Consider the following 17,645-nt stretch of genomic DNA (forward strand, 5'->3'; position numbering starts at 1 on the left):
AACGTTGGCTGCGGATGCTAGTCTAATCGGAAGATCCGGTTGTCATTGGCCGATGGTTTTGGGCGTCGTTGGCAATGCGAACATGCCATCCGTTGGATCTTCTCGCCACAAAAGTTCGGGCATCAAGAGTCATCATGAATTCATCTTTATCACGGCAGTTTCCAGTTTTAGCCATCGTTGTTTTGGCGGCTTTGCTGTTGGCTTTGTGCCCCTGTGAAGTGCAGGCGGATAGGCCGAATGTTCTTTGGATCTATGTCGACGATATGAGCGACTGGATGGGGTGCTATGGTGATCCGATCGCTGAAACACCGAACATTGACCGCCTTGCCAGCGAAGGCGTTTTGTTTCAGCACGCCTACATACCGGCCCCCGTCTGTTCGGCGGCGCGCTCCGCGTTGATCACCGGTACCATGCAAACAACCCATGGTTTGCACCAGCATCGGACCATGATCAAAAAGCCTTTGCCCGATGATTTGTTGACCGTTGCGGAACTGTTTCGCACTGCTGGATACCTGACGTTCAACGAAGCGAAGGACGACTACAATTTCAAGCGAGACCGCGACCTGATGTACTCGCCTGAGTTTCAGCGTCCTACGACCCGGCAGGTCCATTCACACATGCTGGGACGCGACGTGTCCTGGTTGAAACAGTTGCAAGGCAAGACGTTCTTCGGGCAAATCCAACTGAAGGGCGGAAAGTTTGGCGGCGAAACCGGCGCGAAGTATCCGGCCGAAAGCGATGTGGAGGATGACCAAGTTGCGGTACCGCCCCAGTACCCCGATCATCCTGTGTTTCGAAACGCGATCGCCCGCCACTATCAACAGATTTCGGAAACGGACCAGCAGGTCGGAGCGATCGTGTCCGGATTGAAGGAATATGATTTGTGGGACAACACGGTCGTGTTCTTCTTTACCGATCACGGAAGTCCGTTGCCGCGGTCCAAGCAGTTCTTGTACGAAGACGGCACCAAGATTCCGCTGATCGTACGATTGCCTGAAAGTGTTGGAACCGACGTGAAGTCTGGATCCACACGATCCGATCTAGTTAGCGGCATCGACATTCCCGCCAGTTCTCTCGGATTGGCAGGGATCGACATCCCCCAGTTCATGGAAGGGCGAGACCTGTTCGCCGATCGATACCAGCCACAGCAGTTCGTGATCTCGGCGCGTGATCGGATGGGCAATGCAATCGATCGGATTCGCACCGTACGATCCAAACGGTTTCGCTACATTCGAAACTACATGGTCGACCGCCCGCTGTATCAGCCACAGTATCGTGACGGATACGCAACGTTTGTGACGATGCGAAAGATGTTAGCGGCAGGTCAGCTTAGCCCACTGCAGGCGTCCTATTATGATGCCGATGATCGTCCCGTCGAAGAGTTGTATGACCTGATCAACGACCCCCATCAGACGTTCAACTTGGCCAGCAACCCGGACTTTGAATCGGTCCTGAATCAGCATCGTGATCACCTGCAGCAGTGGGAAGAAAGCACGGACGACAAAGGACGCTATCCAGAGAGTCGCGAATCGCTGCGGTTGGTGTTCCAGTCATCCCAGGGGAAGTGTGTTTCGCCCGAGTACGACTTTTTGAAGGCCGAATCACAGGATAAGTAAGCAACGAGCGATCAATCAGTGTCGTTTCTTTCTTCCCCCTCTCTCTAACTCTCTCCCCCCCGCAAACCGCTGCGCGGCGGGGGCGAGATGAATTTGATCGCGACACTGGTTGATCGCTGGTCGCTTACCATCGATGAGAGTCCGGCTTTTCTCGCGGGACGCAGTGAAAGATGGCAACTTCATGGCTCTGGTGTTGGGTTATCATTGATCGGAATAGCTACGTCATCTCATCCCCCCCCCATCACGAGTGATCCCGATGCAGCGGATTTTCTTTCTGGCCTTGTTGGCCACTTGCTTGCTGGCGACGTGTTTGTCGCCGCTGAAAGCATTGGCAGAGACAACCCGTCCGAACATCGTCTTTATCTTTGCCGATGACTGGGGATGGGGTGACCTTGGCTGCCATGGTCATCCCTACGTGAAGACGCCGAACATCGACCGCTTGGCTCGTGAAGGTACCGACTTTCATCGCTTTACCGTTGCCAGCGGCGTGTGTTCGCCGAGTCGCACATCGGTGATGACCGGACATTATCCGGCCCGATACAACATTGACGGGCACTTTGCTTGGGTTCCAAGCAACGCCAAACGGAATATGCCCGATTGGTTGGATGCCAATGTTGTGACGCTGCCGCGGCTATTGCAAAGCGGTGGTTACGCCACGGCTCACTTTGGGAAATGGCATCTGTCCAACAACATGATCCCGGACTCGCCGTCGCCGGCTGTGTATGGCTACGACACCTACGGTGCATTCAATTGCTCGGGGGAACAGATGCCGGTTCACGAGGACGCGGATCACGCGATCGAATTCATGGAAGCGAGCCACGAAGCGGGTAAGCCGTTTTTTGTCAATCTGTGGATGCACGAACCGCATACTCCCTTTCACACCGTCCCGAAATACCGTTGGCGATTTCGCGATAGCGGACTGGATGAAACCGATCAGATTTACGCTTCGGTGTTATCGCATGCGGATGACCGGATCGGTGAGGTGCTCGATGCACTGGATCGATTGAATTTGACTGAGAACACGCTGGTGATCTTCAGCAGCGACAACGGCCCAGCCAGAGGCGGAAAAGAGTTGGAATTGATGCACGACAGCGCCACAGGTTGTGGGTATGGAATCGCGGCGTCCAAAGGAATCACTGCAGGTCGCAAGGGTTACAAAGCCGCCCTGTTCGAAGGCGGTATCAATGTTCCGTTCATCGCACGTTGGCCGGGAAAGATCTCAAAAGGCAAAATCGACAAGACATCGATGATTTCCGCAGTGGACCTTCTGCCCACGTTCTGTGAGATCGCGGAAGTCAAGTTGCCGCCAAGCTATCGTCCCGATGGCGTTGGGCAAATCGCAGCGTTGACTGGCGAAGCGACGGTGGGCCGGTCCATCCCACTGTTCTGGAAGATGTCGGGGCGAGGTTCGGCCAAAGCCAAAGGTTCGTACCATTGGGTGTCTTATGCCACGGTCGACCGCAACTGGAAACTGTTGACCGATCGCGATCAAAGCATGTCGGAACTGTACGACATCGTTGCCGATCCGTTGGAAAAGAACGATCTGGCCGGCACCAACCCGGAGATCGTCAGGGAGCTGAACGCTTCGATTTCCCAGTGGCGATCGACGCTGCCCGATGCACCCACCGGGGATGTCTTTTCGAACTTGCGAGAATCAGATTCCAAGGACGCACCGTGATGCCGGCGACGATTTTCGTCCGCTAAAGTGCAGCCGCCGAAGGACTGAGCGGACTCTTTTTTTCTCGCACGGTCCTAGGGCGAAATCTTTTGGACCTGGATCGCAACATCGTTCGTTGCCGCAGCGCCAGCCGTGCTGCGGCCGTTGTGGATGTCTGACTTTAGGTTGGCGAGAAGCTTTGCAACCAGGTCGGGGTGGACCGAGTAAAGATTGTTGGTTTCGCCAGGATCAGAGTCCATGTCATACAGTTGGCCGATCGGTAGGTCCTTGTTCTTTGCCGCTTGATTTTCGTTGGGCGACGACCACCCGCCCGATCCGCGGCACAGCAACAGTTTCCATCTTCCTTGTCGATAGGCGAAATGGCCACCAATGGAATGGTGAATCAGGCCATCGCGAGAAGCTGGGTTTTTGTCGCCCGACAATGCGTTCCGAAAGCTAACGCTGTCTTCGGCTGCGCCGTCCGGAATCTTGCTGTGCACCAGGTCGGCGCAAGTCGCCATCAAGTCAACTTGGCAAATGGTTTGGTCGCAAACGCTTCCGGGGACGATTTTTTCAGGCCAGCGGGCGAAGAACGGAACCCGATGTCCACCATCCCACAAGTCAGCCTTGGATCCGCGGAACGGGCCACTGGGGTGGTGCCCCTTGCGAATCATGTCGTGGATGCCAGCCGCTTTGGAACAACCATTGTCGCTGGTGACGATGACGATTGTGTTGTTTGCGAATCCCGACTGGTCGACGGCTGCAACGATTTCGCCAACCACTGCGTCCGTTTGCATGACGAAGTCGCCGTACGGGCCCACTTCGCTTTTGCCCTGCCAGTCCTTTGACGGCAGGATGGGGGTGTGAGGAGACGTGAAGGCGATGTACGCAAAGAACGGTTGGGTACCATCTTGTTGACGGATGAAGTCGACCGACTTTTCAGCAATCATGGGCAGGACATCAACCGCTTCGAAACTGGGATCGGCCGGCCCCTTTCGGCGAAACGCTTTCGTGACGGTTCCCTGTCCAACGAAGCGATCGTTTTCGATGTACAGGTAGGGCGGCATGTCGAGGGACGCCGAGATGCCATAGAAATAGTCGAAGCCGCGATCGACCGGGCCGTTGTTGATTCGTGCGGCCCAATCAATGTTCTGTGGGTTGTGACCTTCCAGCGGAGTGTCGTCGGTCCACGGGATATCCATGCCCAGGTGCCATTTGCCAATTGCCCCGGTCGTGTACCCGTGCTGTTGCAGGAACCCGGCGACGGTCATTCGATCGCGATCAATCAACGGTGGAGCAAAGCCGTACAAGACGCTTCTTTGCAACCTTGTCCGCCAGTTGTAACGCCCAGTCAGGATGCTGTACCGGGTCGGCGTGCAGACCGACGAGGAACTGTGGGCATCGGTGAATGTCATTCCCTGTGACGCCAACTGATCGATCTTTGGCGTGGCGATCTTGCCACCGTCGGGGTTCAAGCAATGAACGTCGCCATAGCCAAGATCATCGGCAAGGATGAACACGATGTTCGGACTGCTCTCGGCTACCTCACTCGGTTCGGCTGCTTGGATTTCAGCGAAACAGACCGCTGCCATCAGGCCGAGAAACATCGGTGAGGCTGAATTCATAGGTGTTCTCTACTTCCGAAAAAGAGGGGGGGCAGGATAACGATGGAGCGCAACGCCACCGTTACCAGAGACCGGGATCGCCCGATATTGGCTGGGATGGCAAGGAATTTGTTCGCCCGATGCTGCTTGGTCAAGCACGCTGATCCGTCAAGCATGCTGACCGGCGAAACAGGCGAAGGCTTCACACGGCGGTTGGTGCTGGTGTCGCCTGGACAGAAATCAGGGCATGGATCCCCCGCGAACCTCGCTGGCTGAACGCGATGACCGGTTTCAGTGACCGGTTCAAGTGGCTGCGGGGGGGATGTCGCATGCGAACGACTATTCTTCGGTTTCGGTAATGTCCTGGCCGGTCACTTTGGCAAGTTCGGCTTCATAGTCGGCAATCGCCTGCGCGTCGGCATCGCCGGTCACGGTTCGGTTGGAATCGTCGCCACAGCCGGCGACCAAAGCGACGAGGAACAGGAGCGTTAGAAAGGGAGTTGCTTTCATCATGTTGACTCGGTGAGTGGATGGAGGAATGAACATTCGTGCCTCGCGAAACCCAAGGTGTCATTGGCATTCAAGGCCCGACGGACATTCGCGGCGGAACGAATGAAGGCGGGACTAGATTTCTTGGTCAATGACTTCTCGCGAGGCACGCGTACCCAGTGCGCCCCACAGTCCGTAGGGGCTGGCCGATCCAGGGGTTCGGACGCCGGTGCCGTTGAGCCAGACATTGCCAACGGTAGAGTCGCCGGCTTCGATGGAATCGGTGACAAACTTGACCGCTCCATCACCCATCAGGACATGGCATCCGCCTTGGTGGCGGCTGGACATCGTTGCAACCAACGTGGTGCCCAGCGTGTTGTAAGGACCACAGACTTCGCGGTTCGGCGACAGGATCGTCATGCATCCGGAAAACAACGCGCCGTTGTCTGCCCAGCGATAACCGCGTGCGAAGAGTTTCCGCGATTGCATCACGTACTGAGGTGCCCAAAATCGGGGTCTAAGGGGATCGACCAACGGTTTGCAGACGGCGGGATTGTTTCGAATGCCGCCCAGCGAGACGCCGGGGGCACTGGAGTTCGGGGCCGATTCGGTGGCATTGGTCCGATTGTCGTTGTCGCCAAGGTCGGTGGCAATTTCGCCCATCGCGATCGTGTTGGACAGTCCATCCAGACAGTCGCGGAAGCGTGATTTTTGAAGCGGTTTGAACATGCCGCGGTGGGCCGCATTGGCTTGTCTCGATGCACCCGTGGTGATCGCCGTTCGCTGATTGTTGTACGGGCCAAAGTAGGTTCGCCAGCTGGAATCACCAAAGCAGGTTGCGTAATTGGTTCGCCCCAAAGCGGGCAGCCCAAACCCGGGATCGCTCGGACATCGGTAGCCGTTGACTTCCGTGGCCCAGGGGATGTATTGGATTTGGTCCGGCGTGGATCCCATCGGTGGCCACGGTGGATTTTGGACGGTGCCGTCTGTCCGATTCTGGTTGGGGTTCGAAATCTGCTCCCACAGCGCCTGCTGCTCGATAAACGGCAGGATGGGAACAAGCATGCTTAATCGATAGCGATTGCCGAGGTTGGAAGGTCGAAACCAGGCGTCGGGGGTTCCCGGTTGAGTTCCGGTCCCGTGGGTTGGCAACTGGTTGAATGCCGAATGGTAATTGTGGATGGCCAACCCCAGTTGCTTGAAGTTGTTGCTGCAGCTCATCCGCCGAGCGGCTTCGCGAGCGGATTGCACAGCGGGCAGCAGCAGCCCCACCAGTACTCCAATGATTGCAATGACGACGAGCAGTTCCACTAGGGTGAAACCTCGCTTTTGAGCGATTTTCATAGTCTTCCTCGAGAATAGAGATGACTCAAAATGAAGCAGATGGATCACGGCAAGCGGGAATAGTCCATCCGAAAATCAGATTCAGTGGTCGTTTGCCGGACCTAAAGGCTATATGAGGGATCCTAATGGATTCTTAACATGGAAAGTAAGAAAAAAGTCACTTTATGCTGGACGCCGGCAAATCTTCTATTCTAAGCGTTGGGCAGTCGGCTGCCGGCGACGGGATCTTGGTGGTCCCGGCCGCGTGCTCACCTTTTCCCTGCTTCTTTCCGTTTTCTTTGTTCAGGTTCTTCGAACCTCTCTCATATCCATGGGGCCACTGACGACAAATTGGAAATGAACAACGATGGGTGGATGACATGACCGATAGCCTCCATTCGCACCAAGACCACGTGAACGGATTGTTCGTAAAACACTCGCCACGGATCCGCGGATTTGTGCTCAGTATCCTTCCCAACATGAGTCGGGCCGATGATGTGATGCAGGAAACGTTCCTGACGATCGCAGCAAAGTCGGACGAGTTTGTGCGCGGGACGAACTTCGTCGCGTGGGCCTGCCGAGTCGCCCAGCTAAAGGTGCTGGAGGACTGCAGACGACAGGGAAAGAACGCTTGCTGTCTATCGCCCGAGGTGATCGAGGCGGTTTGTTTGGTCCATTCGCCAGAGCCGCAGGACGTTCGCGACGAACAGCTTGTCGCGTTGCAGAAATGTTTGGACTCGCTTGCACCACATACGCGTCGTGCAATCGATCTTCGCTATGTTCGCGCTCATAAGGCTGGCGAGATTGCGAGATTGCTGGGCTGGACGACCGAGTCGGTGTACGTGGTCCTGTCCCGAGCCCGCGACGTGCTTCAGGATTGTATCGACACTCGTTTAGCGGGCCAAAACGATGGACATTGAACGACTGCATGTGTTGATCCATTTGTATCTTGACGAAGGGCTTTGTCAGGAAACAAAACGCGAATTGGAACAGATGCTTTTGGCTTCGCCGCGTGCGCGTGATGAATTCTGGGCGCGGGCGAACATGAATTCGATGCTACGCCAATGGGGGCAAGAGAGTTGGGGGGCCGGCGTCAATTTGGGGGATTCGCCCGATACGTCGCTGCCGCAGCCGAAGGCTGGTCGGGCGATGCTGTTGATGCTCGCTGCGATCGCAGCATCGGTAGCGCTGACGTTTGCAGGCTATCGAATGCTAAAGAAAACTCGGGGCGGGCCGACCGCTCGCCCACAGACGGTGTTGGCCAAGGAACCCGCCCCTTTGGCCCAGTCGATGCCGGTCGGCGCCGCCCAGGACGCCCCAGACGGGACAGCCGTTTGGGCGGCGATGTTGCGCAGTGTCATGGATGTCCAGTGGGTCGAAGGCACCCGACCGCTAAGCGTTGGCGAGGTGATGGTGTCGCATCGAATTCAGATCGAAAGCGGTTTGATCGAACTGCAAACCAATCGCGGGGCGATTGTCCGCCTGGAAGGACCAGGCGACCTGGAAGTGATCAACGGGATGGAAGTTCGCTGCCTTGCCGGCCGATTGCGAGTGGATGTTCCGCCACCCGCCCACGGGTTCGTCGTGCGGACGCCGATGGTCAATGTGGTTGACCGAGGTACCAGTTTTGCAATGGATGTTGGCGGGGAAACGGCAACCGAAGTGCACGTGATCGAGGGGATGGTTGAACTGGTTTCCACGTCAACCGACCAGGTCACGCGTGAACTTCAAGAGGGCCAGTCCGTGGGCGTTAGCCAAGGAGGATATCGGGATATCCCGTCGCGAAAGAATGAGTTTCTTGCCGCCGGCACACTGTCGTCTCGCCAGCAGGTCATCGTGAAGCAAGTGGTCGAGGCTTGGGATCGGCGGCGGCAAGTGTTGGTCCAAGATCCCGATTGCTTCCTGTATTTTGATTTCCAAACGCGGAAAGATGCCGATACGGTGCTGACGAACAAGGCGGTCGGCGCTAGTCGGTCGACCGATGGAACGATCGTGGGATGTGATCACGCGGTCGGGCGATGGCCAGGGAAGCACGCGCTCGAATTCAAGAACCCCTTCGACCGTCTGCTCGTTCCGCTGTCACCGAATCACCGTTCGGGCAATCGCAGGTCCCTTAGTTGTTTCCTGTCCCTGCGGCTGGATGCCTTGAACTTGACCCCCAGTTCGCTGTGGACGATCCGGGGTCACGGGGCAGAGGAGGTGCGATGGCAGATCGTCCCGATGGCGGACCATCCGGCACTTGGGCGATTGGAGTTGTTGCAGCGTTCAGCCAATGGAGATGTCGCAAAATACGTTAGCGAATTCCGTTTCCGTCCCGAGCAGCTTGGGACCTGGGTGCATCTTGCGTTGGTGTGGGATGACGAACAAGACGAGTGTCGGCAATACATCGATGGCACATGTGTGTCGGCGCATCGAATCGAAGTGGTTGCCGACGAAATGCGGTTGGATGGTCAGTTGGAAATTGGGAACGGCGGTCTTAGTGGACCGCAGTGGCCTAGAACGCAGTGGCCTAGAACGCAGAGGCCTGATCCGCAGTGGCCTGATCCGCAGTCACACGAAATCCGCGGCCGACTGTGTGGTCGTATCGATGAACTGGCAATGTTCGATCGTGCGATCACTGACCGCGAGGTCCGCGCGTACCAGAATCTGCGAGTGATCGAATGGGAATCCGACCATGGCGACAATCGATGGGACGTGAATAAGAATTGGGCAGCGGGAATTGTGCCATCGAGTCACGACGTCGTCCTGATCGATGGCGCGGGTGAACGGCATGCTCATTATTCACAGGGTCAGTCGCCGAATCTGAATGCCATTCGAGTCGGTTCGGGGGAAGGTCGCATCGGCGCGTTGAAGATCTCGGGCGGTTCGTTGAAAACGACTGGCAACGCCGAGAGCAGAACACGCATCGGCGTAGCCGGTGGGGATGGAGTTGTGACGCAGGATGCGGGCGATGTCGTGATGAATGCCTTGCAAATGGGCTTGGATATGGGATCCGTCGGAACCTATCACCTGAACGGCGGAACGTTGCTTGTCATTCGGGGCGCTGGCCGAACCGTGGGCAGCCTCGATATCGGTGCGAATCAAGGGCATGGACTTCTGGAAATCTCTGGCGGTTCGCTCACGACGCGAAGCGGAGTGACGCTTGGTCGATTGGGTGGGGTTGGAACATTCGCTGTCCATGGTTCGGACATCGAACGAATCGCGATCGGTTCCCAGGGCAGTCGTGATGGGTTCTGGGTTCAGAAAAGCGGCAGCACGTTGATCGCTGCGATGGATGCCGGCGGCGTTACCCCCATTGATATCGATGAAACGGGGGACGATGGCGGTGGGGACGTAACGTTTGATTCGGGATCGCTGCTGGATGTTCGTTTCGCCGACGAAACGCTCACCGGTTCATGGGATTTGATGACCTGGGAAGGTAAGCTTGAAGACAACGGATTGCAGTTTTCAGACTCCGTTGATCCGAATCGTTGGTCGTTTCAGTTTGTCGATACCGATGATTCGGGGTCACCCGACACTTTGCGGGTCACGGCCGGCAATCCGTAACGTGGTGGTGGTGAGCAGGGTTAGCAGTTCGAACGTCGATGCCGCACGGAGGTATGATCATCGACGGTTCGCGGGATCTGTCCGGCACTTTACGAAAACGATTGAGTGAGAATCTGAATGCAAATTCCCAAATCATTGCTGTTGATCGCTGCTTGTCTGTGGATTCATGCGACGCAGGTTCGGCCGTTGGACGCCGCCGATGCCGAGATTTCGCGTCCTAATATCGTGTTTCTGTTTGCGGATGATCAATGCACCTATTCGGTTGGGTGCTACGGGAACCAGGACGCGATCACTCCCAACATGGACCAGCTAGCCCACGACGGCTTGGCATTTGACCGGCACTACAACACGACAGCCATCTGCATGGCCAGTCGCGCCAATGTGTTCACCGGGATGTACGAATACAAAACCGGATGCAACTTTACCCACGGTGACATGCACGCCGACGTGTGGGCAAAGTCGTATCCTGTTCTGCTTCGCCAAGCGGGTTACCTGACGGGATTCGCTGGTAAGTTTGGAATCGTCGTCGCGGGCAAAGGGCTGTGCGAAGAAGACTTTGATTTTTGGGGTGGAGGTCCTGGGCAAACGAATTATTCGACGGCCAAGAACGGTTCGATGCAGAAGTACGCCAAGGACTACCCACACTCGACTTTGTCCTACGGCGCGTTTGGCCAAGACGTCATTCGTGAATCGGTCAAACAGGACAAACCGTTCTGCTTGTCGATCAGTTTCAAGGCACCGCACAAACCGGCGACCCCCGACCCTCGATTCAATGACGTTTACGCTGGCAAAAAGTTTACGAAACCAGCAAACTTTGGTCGCGAATTTGGGGAACACCTGTCGCCGCAAAGCAAGACGGGACGTCAGTACCCTCGCTTCATCGAGTGGAATTATGACAGCGACTATGACGGCGAAATGGCAAAATATCATCAACAGGTTCATGGCATCGATGTGGCCGTCGGCATGATTCGCGATGAACTGACGGCACAGGGCGTCGCGGACAATACCGTGGTGATCTACACCAGTGACAACGGCTACATCTGTGGGTCGCATGGATACGGATCGAAGGTTCTGCCGATGGAGGAATCGTCGCGAGTTCCCCTGATGATCTACGATCCCCGCAGCCCTGTCAGTGGCAAGCGTCTCCGCTGTGATCGTCTAACCGGCAATATCGACTTTGCACCGACGTTCTTAGAGTTGGCCGGTTTGCCGGTACCTAGCAACATGGATGGCAAAAGCTTGTTGGGATTGTTGCAGGATCCCGACCAGGGGGGCCATGACCAAATGGCGTTCATGAACCTGTTTGGGCCTGAATCAAATTCCAGCCTGACCTGTCTGACCCCGCAGTTGAAGTACACGTATTGGTGGTACGGCGACGATCAGATGGATCCAGTCGAGGAACTGTTTGATCTTCAAAATGATCCGCTCGAACTGACCAATCTTGCTAGCCGTTCGGGAAGCAAAACGATGCTTGACCAGATGCGGCGGCGATACGATCAAGAAGTGGCCAGGTGGAACGATCAAGCGGTCGGCTACAACGATTACCGTCGATACGGAGTCCATTTTGATCGGAACATTCCGATCTCTGAAAAGAGCGACGCGATGGCGAGGTAAGCAACGAGCGATCAATCAGTGTCGCGATGAAAGTCCTCTCGCCCCCGCCGCGCAGCGGTTTGCGGGGGAGAAAGTTAGAGAGAGGGGGAAGAAAGAAACAACACATATTGATCGCTCGTTGCTAACGAGGATTTCGTCACCCCAGAACCAGAACCAGAACCAGCGGCCTGCTGATCGAGTCAGCCGTGATCGCGTCAGCGGCCGGGCATTCTCCGTTGCCCTTTACCTTGCGGCAACAGCGGATCACTGTTGCCCGTGAGCTTTTGATTCGATCGGCTCGCCGCATCGCAAATGATTTACTCCCTTGGCGAAGCCCGATAGGCTTTCCGGGTTGTTCGACTTGTCGGGCCTGGACGGGCCCGGATACGAACCCCATCCCCTCTCACTTTTCAAGGTGTGCCGTCAACCATGATTTTGAATTTGCGTGTCCCGCTTGTCGCGGTCGGTCTATTCGTTTCCGCGACTGTTTTGGCAGGTCGTCCCAATGTGGTGTTTGTGATTTCCGATGACCAGGGTTACGGCGACCTTGGATGCACTGGCAATCCAATCATCAAGACTCCGAACATTGATCGGTTGGCGTCCCAGAGTTCGGGGCTGAGCGACTATCACGTGGCCCCGACTTGTTCGCCCACGCGATGTTCGTTGTTGACCGGACACTGGACGAACCGCACGGGAGTCTGGCACACGATCATGGGTCGGTCGATGTTGCGAGAGAACGAGGTCACGGTCGGGCAGATGTTCACCGACGCGGGCTATGAAACCGGAATGTTCGGGAAATGGCACCTGGGCGACAACTATCCCTATCGTCCCGAGGACCGCGGATTCACTGAGGTCTATCGGCACGGTGGAGGCGGTATCGGTCAGACACCGGACCTATGGGACAACGCCTACTTTGACGGATCATATTTTCACAACGGCGAGATCGTTGCGGCGAAAGGTTTCTGCACCGATGTCTTTTTTGATCAAGCCAACGAATTCATTCGCAACTGTGCCAAGGCTGACAAGCCATTCTTTGCTTACATTTCGACGAACGCACCGCACAAACCGCTGCACTGTCCGCCGGAGTATATGGACATGTACCCCGATCAATCGGACAACATCGCCGCTTTTTACGGCATGATTACCAACGTCGACGATAACGTTGGCAAGACGCGGAAGTTGATCGAGGAACTTGGTGTGGCCGACGACACGATCTTTGTATTCACGACTGACAATGGGACCGCCAGCGGCGCGAAGGTCTACAACGCGGGGATGAAGGCAGGGAAGGGGAGTCCCTACGAAGGAGGCCACCGTGTTCCCTTCTTTCTGCATTGGCCGGCCGGTGGGATCACAAAGCAGCATGATGTTCCGCAGCTTACGCACGCCGTCGACATCGTTCCAACCTTGCTGGAAATGACGGGCGTCAAGAAACCCGAACAGGTGAAGTTTGATGGCGTATCCATCGCCGCGTTGCTGGATCCCACCCAAGATGTGGATTGGCCGCTGCGTTTGGTCATCAGTGATTCCCAGCGTGTGCGCGATCCGATCAAGTGGCGAAGTTCCGCGGTGATGATGCAGAAGTACAGACTCGTGAACCGCAAAGAGCTTTATGATGTCGCCGCCGACCCGGGGCAGAAACGCAACATCGCCAGCGATCATCCCGAAATAGTTGCGAAGATGCGGCAGTTCTATGAACAGTGGTGGGCCGAGTTGAAGCCGACCTTTTCGCAGACCACTGAAATCTATCTGGGGCACCCCGATCATCCGGTGGTCCGTCTGACCGCCCACGACTGGATTCAGAACGTCTATCCGCCTTGGCACCAAGGATCGATCCGCGCTGCCGATCGCAAACGCCCCGATTCGGGCAGGCTTGTCCACGAAGGTCACTGGGCGGTGAAGGTGATTCGCGATGGCAAGTACCAAGTCTCGCTGCGCCGCTGGCCAGCCGAATCGGGAGCCGCCATCAATGCTGCCCTTCCCGCCGGTGACGATGTTCCGGGCGCCACCACGCCCTTCCGTGCCACGCCCGGCCAGGCGATCACCGCCACCCAGGCGGTCCTTCGCATCGACGCAGAAGACTTGCAACGAAAGCCGGTTGCCCAGGATGCAGCCGAGGTCAGTTTTGTGACGAACCTGAAAAAGGGTTCCCATCAATTGGCTCCCGTTTTCGAGATCAGCGAAGGGGAACTGGGGGCGTACTACGTTGTCGTCACCTTCTTGGAGTGAACCCAGTGTGTCCGTCTTGAAGTTGCGCCTTTTGTATTTGTGGTCAAGTTGTAGGCCGGATCCAGGGCGCAATTCATGCCGGATCAGCGCAAACGGTGGCATGATCAACCTAGCTTTGGTCGGAGATGAAATTTTCGTTTGCGTCCGCCGATCCGGAATTTACGCCGTTTGCTTGATCCGGCCTGCGTAAAATCGCAACTTCCAAAGGTCCCCGCGACGGGGCGGAATGGAGTTCGCACCACGGGATTCGTCGATCCCGGTGGCGGATGGAAAGTGGTGTTGCCCATTCATCATGGGGATGTCAGCAATCCGGGTGCGACCAGCACCGGCAATTTCAAATGATGGGTAGATCACACAAACATGCCAATGGACGAAGCACCATCGACCAAGAAAACCGCGATCGTCACAGGCGGTTCCGGTGGAATCGGTAGTGGCATTTGCAGACGGCTTGCGAAAGACGGTTTCAACGTGGTTGTCCATTATCATTCGGACAGCGAAGGTGCGGCCGGCTTGGTGGAATCGCTGTGTGAAGTCGGCGGTCGTGCCGTTGCAGTTCAAGCCGACGTGACCGATCAGCAGCAGATGTCCAAGCTGTTCGAAGAGGCCGAGTCTCGTTTTGGACCCGTCGACGTGGTCGTGGCAAACGCAGGGATTTCGATCGGTGGGCCCGTCGCCGATTGTTCGCTGGATGATTTCCAAAAGCTGATTTCGGTCAACCTATTGGGTGCGTTTTTGACCATTCGCGAAGCGGCCCGGCGTGTTCGCGACGGCGGCCGGATCATCTTCATTTCGTCGCAGCTGGCGGAGCGTCCACGACCGGGCATGGGAGTTTACTCCGCAACCAAAGCCGCCATCGATGCGATGTTGGTGTCGATGTCTCACGAACTTGGACCACGCGGGCTGACCGTCAATAGCGTCCGTCCCGGCGCGACCGTGCCGGGGGTGTTCGACGAAAGCGGTGAAGACCGTCAAGAGGTGTTTCGTCAGCTTTCCGTGTTCAAGCGTCTGGGAACTCCGGACGATGTCGCGGGCGTCGTTTCGTTTCTTGCCAGCCACGATGCCGATTGGATCACTGGCCAACACATTCGTGCCGATGGTGGCATGTCAAACTAGTACCTTCTCGCCAGCGCAAATTCGCCCGTCACCGCGTCCCATCAACCCGTAGCGAAAGTCGCCAAGACTTTCGGCAACTTCTCGCGAATGCAAATTCGCCCGTCACTGCGTCCCATCAACCCGTAGCGAAAGTCGCCAAGACTTTCGGCAACTCTTTTCTCCTTCTGATCATGACCATGAAATCGAGCCTTCGAATGAAACCTTCTCTCCATCTAGCGATCGCTGCTTTTTCGGCTTCGACGTTCTTGTCCAATGTTGCGATGTCTCAGGAATCCAAGCCCGCCATGACGATGTCGCAGCAGTTGGCCGAAAAAGCGGCTCAGTCGATCAACCGTATGCCAGCGGACCGATTGGCAGCCGCCAAAAAGGGTGTCGAAATGGTGCGTGCAACAGGGATCGAGGAATCAGCCAAGCAAGTTGGGGATGCGGCGGTCGACGGTCAATTGAAAGACTGGAAAGGGAACACGATCACGCTAAGTGAACTTTGGAACGAAGGCCCAATCGTTCTGATGTGGTATCGCGGCGGTTGGTGCCCGTACTGCAACATTCAGCTTCGGGCGATGCAGCAAAACTTGGACAAGATCGAAAACGCAGGCGCGAAGCTGGTCATCCTGACCCCCGAGCTTCCCGAAAAGGCCAAACAAACGGCCGAAGCGAACGATCTGAATATCGTTGCGTTGCACGACAAAAATAACGAACTGGCTAAAAAGTACGGCATCGTGTTTGACCTGCCATCGACGATCGCACCGATGTATCGCGACAGTGGCAGGTTGAAGACGTACAACGGCAACGACGATTTGCAGTTGCCGTTGTCGGCGACATACGTCGTCGACAAGTCCGGCAAAATCACCTACGCCTTCTTGGACGCAGACTACAAAAAGCGTGCAGAACCAGCCGAAGTGATTGCCGCCGTGAAAGCGATCGCAGCCGATTGATCTCCCGCTAAGGCAGATACGGCCAGTACGTCAGTTTCTGGTTCAAACAGGCGACGAAACGGACGTCGCCGTCTTGCGATACCACCACGGCAATCGCGTCGTTGATTCCGTTGACCAAACGATAGGCCGAACGATGCCGGGTCCCAGACGAATCGGCACGTTCAGAGATCGTCTTCGCCGCCTCCAGATCAAGGGCGCGGTGGATGCTTGATACATGCGAATTGCCGAGGATCTCGCCCCCGAATCCGATCAGGCGAAAACTACGGTCCAGCACCAACGATCCATCGACGTTCATCAAATCGGCCAGCAGATGGCTGAACTCGATCAGTGCTTCGTCGATGCTGGCCAGATCGGCATCCAACATTTGCAGATAGTCGTTCAGGGTGACGACGGCCAGACCGCGGACCCGGCCGATCTCTGCCGCCCGTTTCATCAGCTTCAGCATTAGCCGACGGAATCGAAAGGTGGAATCGTCTGGCTGAAAACGAACGCGAAATCGAAACCATTCATCCGGAATGCCTTGGTCGCAGGCATTCTCGGGCAAATACACCAGCATTCCACCGTGGCCGCGCATGCGGACCAAACGAAGCACGCGGCGCACCAATCGCTGCGCGAGATCTTTGACAAAGTCGTCACAAACTTGGCATCCCGTGCCTTGGGCGGCGTGATCGCCCATTTCGTCCAGCAACGATTCCCGAATCGCTACGAATCGTTGGGGCAGCCATTTCGAAAGGAACGGGTCGAACCCGTCCTTCAGCAACTGTCCCGTGTTGGATTCCAGGATCCGTGTATAGCCACAGGTCGCGACGATGTGTCCGGGGGAAAGTGCTTGGATTACCAATTTGTCCGGCAGCGGAGCAGCGGGCAAGCGACCGCCTTCCAAGTGGTTGACCCATTCGGTGCCGGTTACGATCATTCCCCAAACGCTCAATTGACCCGACGGGTCTCGGTACACGGCAAGGAGGGCGCGGTAGTAGCCAGCAGCCGCAGCCAGTTTCCTTAGGTTATGAGCCGTGTAGGGCGCCGGTTCGTCGAATCGAAGCACATGCAGCGGGCTGGATCCGTCCGCTGCTTCACGCTGGAAAACGTCCTGGGACACGAAGACGATGCGGCACTGGACCGCGGATTTTTCCTCACGCAACAAACTCGCTTGGTACATCGTGTCCAGCAGAGTGACGACGACGTTGTGATCGGGAAGCGCGTCAAGCGGATGGTCTCGCGATATCCACCGCTCGCGAAGAGCGGTCGCAATGTCGATTGGGTAGGCAGACACTTTATGAAGATCCATCGTCGAAATCATCGCTTCCGTTGAAATGAGTCGCTACGTTGCTGATCGCTGTTCGAAGCTGCACCGGTTGGTGGCTTGATCCTGTGCCCGATCGGGCCCGTGCTTGTTCGGACCCGTGCTTGTTCGGACCTGTGCTTGTTCGGACCTGTGCTTGTTCCGGTCCTGTGCTTGTTCGGCCCTCTGCTTGTTCCGGTCCTGTGCACCACTGGGCCCCGCATCCGCTGGCGCCATGTCCGCTGTGGCACCGTATCCACT

General features: G+C 56.5%; 12 protein-coding genes. 8 read left to right on the forward strand and 4 right to left on the reverse strand.

The window, feature by feature from the left end; translation table 11 throughout:
• The first annotated feature begins 134 nt into the window (after positions 1-134).
• The gene (locus K227x_RS01570; protein ID WP_218933689.1) at positions 135-1,616 is read left to right on the forward strand and encodes a sulfatase family protein; all 1,482 of its coding nucleotides are present in this window, start codon (positions 135-137) and stop codon (positions 1,614-1,616) included.
• A 256-nt stretch (positions 1,617-1,872) separates the two neighbouring features.
• Entirely contained in the window at positions 1,873-3,294 is a 1,422-nt protein-coding gene (locus K227x_RS01575) for a sulfatase family protein (RefSeq protein ID WP_145167761.1), read from the forward strand.
• A 74-nt stretch (positions 3,295-3,368) separates the two neighbouring features.
• On the opposite strand, the gene K227x_RS01580 is transcribed toward K227x_RS01575, so the two are convergent.
• The 3 genes from K227x_RS01580 to K227x_RS01590 all read right to left on the reverse strand — a co-directional run bounded on the left by K227x_RS01580 (position 3,369) and on the right by K227x_RS01590 (position 6,710).
• Positions 3,369-4,898 (reverse strand): sulfatase family protein, encoded by a 1,530-nt coding sequence (locus K227x_RS01580; protein ID WP_145167762.1) that lies wholly within the window; start codon positions 4,896-4,898, stop codon positions 3,369-3,371.
• A gap of 318 nt (positions 4,899-5,216) precedes the next feature.
• Complete coding sequence (locus K227x_RS01585; protein WP_218933690.1) at positions 5,217-5,390, reverse strand: hypothetical protein; 174 nt, start codon at positions 5,388-5,390, stop codon at positions 5,217-5,219.
• Between the two features lie 111 nt (positions 5,391-5,501).
• The gene (locus tag K227x_RS01590; RefSeq protein WP_145167764.1) at positions 5,502-6,710 is read right to left on the reverse strand and encodes a DUF1559 domain-containing protein; all 1,209 of its coding nucleotides are present in this window, start codon (positions 6,708-6,710) and stop codon (positions 5,502-5,504) included.
• A gap of 359 nt (positions 6,711-7,069) precedes the next feature.
• Here K227x_RS01590 and K227x_RS01595 point away from each other — a divergent pair, with 359 nt between their 5' ends.
• The 6 genes from K227x_RS01595 (at position 7,070) to K227x_RS01620 (ending at position 16,102) form a co-directional block, all read left to right on the forward strand.
• Positions 7,070-7,609, forward strand: a complete 540-nt coding sequence (locus K227x_RS01595; RefSeq protein ID WP_145167765.1) for a sigma-70 family RNA polymerase sigma factor — start codon at positions 7,070-7,072, stop codon at positions 7,607-7,609.
• Positions 7,599-10,235, forward strand: a complete 2,637-nt coding sequence (locus K227x_RS01600) for a FecR domain-containing protein (RefSeq protein WP_145167766.1) — start codon at positions 7,599-7,601, stop codon at positions 10,233-10,235. The genes K227x_RS01595 and K227x_RS01600 overlap by 11 nt, the downstream gene beginning before the upstream one ends.
• Before the next feature lie 117 nt (positions 10,236-10,352).
• Positions 10,353-11,849 (forward strand): sulfatase family protein, encoded by a 1,497-nt coding sequence (locus K227x_RS01605; RefSeq protein ID WP_145167767.1) that lies wholly within the window; start codon positions 10,353-10,355, stop codon positions 11,847-11,849.
• 408 nt (positions 11,850-12,257) lie between these two features.
• On the forward strand, positions 12,258-14,054 hold the full coding sequence (locus K227x_RS01610; RefSeq protein ID WP_145167768.1) for an arylsulfatase: 1,797 nt from the start codon (positions 12,258-12,260) through the stop codon (positions 14,052-14,054).
• Between the two features lie 360 nt (positions 14,055-14,414).
• Positions 14,415-15,167, forward strand: a complete 753-nt coding sequence (locus K227x_RS01615; RefSeq protein WP_246146435.1) for an SDR family oxidoreductase — start codon at positions 14,415-14,417, stop codon at positions 15,165-15,167.
• A 194-nt stretch (positions 15,168-15,361) separates the two neighbouring features.
• A complete protein-coding gene (locus tag K227x_RS01620; RefSeq protein WP_145167769.1) occupies positions 15,362-16,102 on the forward strand; it encodes a peroxiredoxin-like family protein in 741 nt (246 codons plus the stop codon).
• A 7-nt stretch (positions 16,103-16,109) separates the two neighbouring features.
• Here K227x_RS01620 and K227x_RS01625 read toward each other — a convergent pair whose 3' ends face one another.
• Complete coding sequence (locus K227x_RS01625) at positions 16,110-17,375, reverse strand: putative sensor domain DACNV-containing protein (RefSeq protein ID WP_246146436.1); 1,266 nt, start codon at positions 17,373-17,375, stop codon at positions 16,110-16,112.
• Between the last annotated feature and the right edge of the window lie 270 nt (positions 17,376-17,645).

This window comes from Rubripirellula lacrimiformis, assembly GCF_007741535.1.
Lineage (GTDB): Bacteria > Planctomycetota > Planctomycetia > Pirellulales > Pirellulaceae > Rubripirellula > Rubripirellula lacrimiformis.

Excerpts from the sequence above, each read along its gene's own strand:
- K227x_RS01570 (WP_218933689.1), top strand. The coding sequence starts at position 135 with ATGAATTCATCTTTATCACGGCAGTTTCCAGTTTTAGCCATCGTTGTT.
- K227x_RS01575 (WP_145167761.1), top strand. The coding sequence starts at position 1,873 with ATGCAGCGGATTTTCTTTCTGGCCTTGTTGGCCACTTGCTTGCTGGCG.
- K227x_RS01580 (WP_145167762.1), bottom strand. The coding sequence starts at position 4,898 with ATGAATTCAGCCTCACCGATGTTTCTCGGCCTGATGGCAGCGGTCTGT.
- K227x_RS01585 (WP_218933690.1), bottom strand. The coding sequence starts at position 5,390 with ATGATGAAAGCAACTCCCTTTCTAACGCTCCTGTTCCTCGTCGCTTTG.
- K227x_RS01590 (WP_145167764.1), bottom strand. The coding sequence starts at position 6,710 with ATGAAAATCGCTCAAAAGCGAGGTTTCACCCTAGTGGAACTGCTCGTC.
- K227x_RS01595 (WP_145167765.1), top strand. The coding sequence starts at position 7,070 with ATGACCGATAGCCTCCATTCGCACCAAGACCACGTGAACGGATTGTTC.
- K227x_RS01600 (WP_145167766.1), top strand. The coding sequence starts at position 7,599 with ATGGACATTGAACGACTGCATGTGTTGATCCATTTGTATCTTGACGAA.
- K227x_RS01605 (WP_145167767.1), top strand. The coding sequence starts at position 10,353 with ATGCAAATTCCCAAATCATTGCTGTTGATCGCTGCTTGTCTGTGGATT.
- K227x_RS01610 (WP_145167768.1), top strand. The coding sequence starts at position 12,258 with ATGATTTTGAATTTGCGTGTCCCGCTTGTCGCGGTCGGTCTATTCGTT.
- K227x_RS01615 (WP_246146435.1), top strand. The coding sequence starts at position 14,415 with ATGCCAATGGACGAAGCACCATCGACCAAGAAAACCGCGATCGTCACA.
- K227x_RS01620 (WP_145167769.1), top strand. The coding sequence starts at position 15,362 with ATGAAACCTTCTCTCCATCTAGCGATCGCTGCTTTTTCGGCTTCGACG.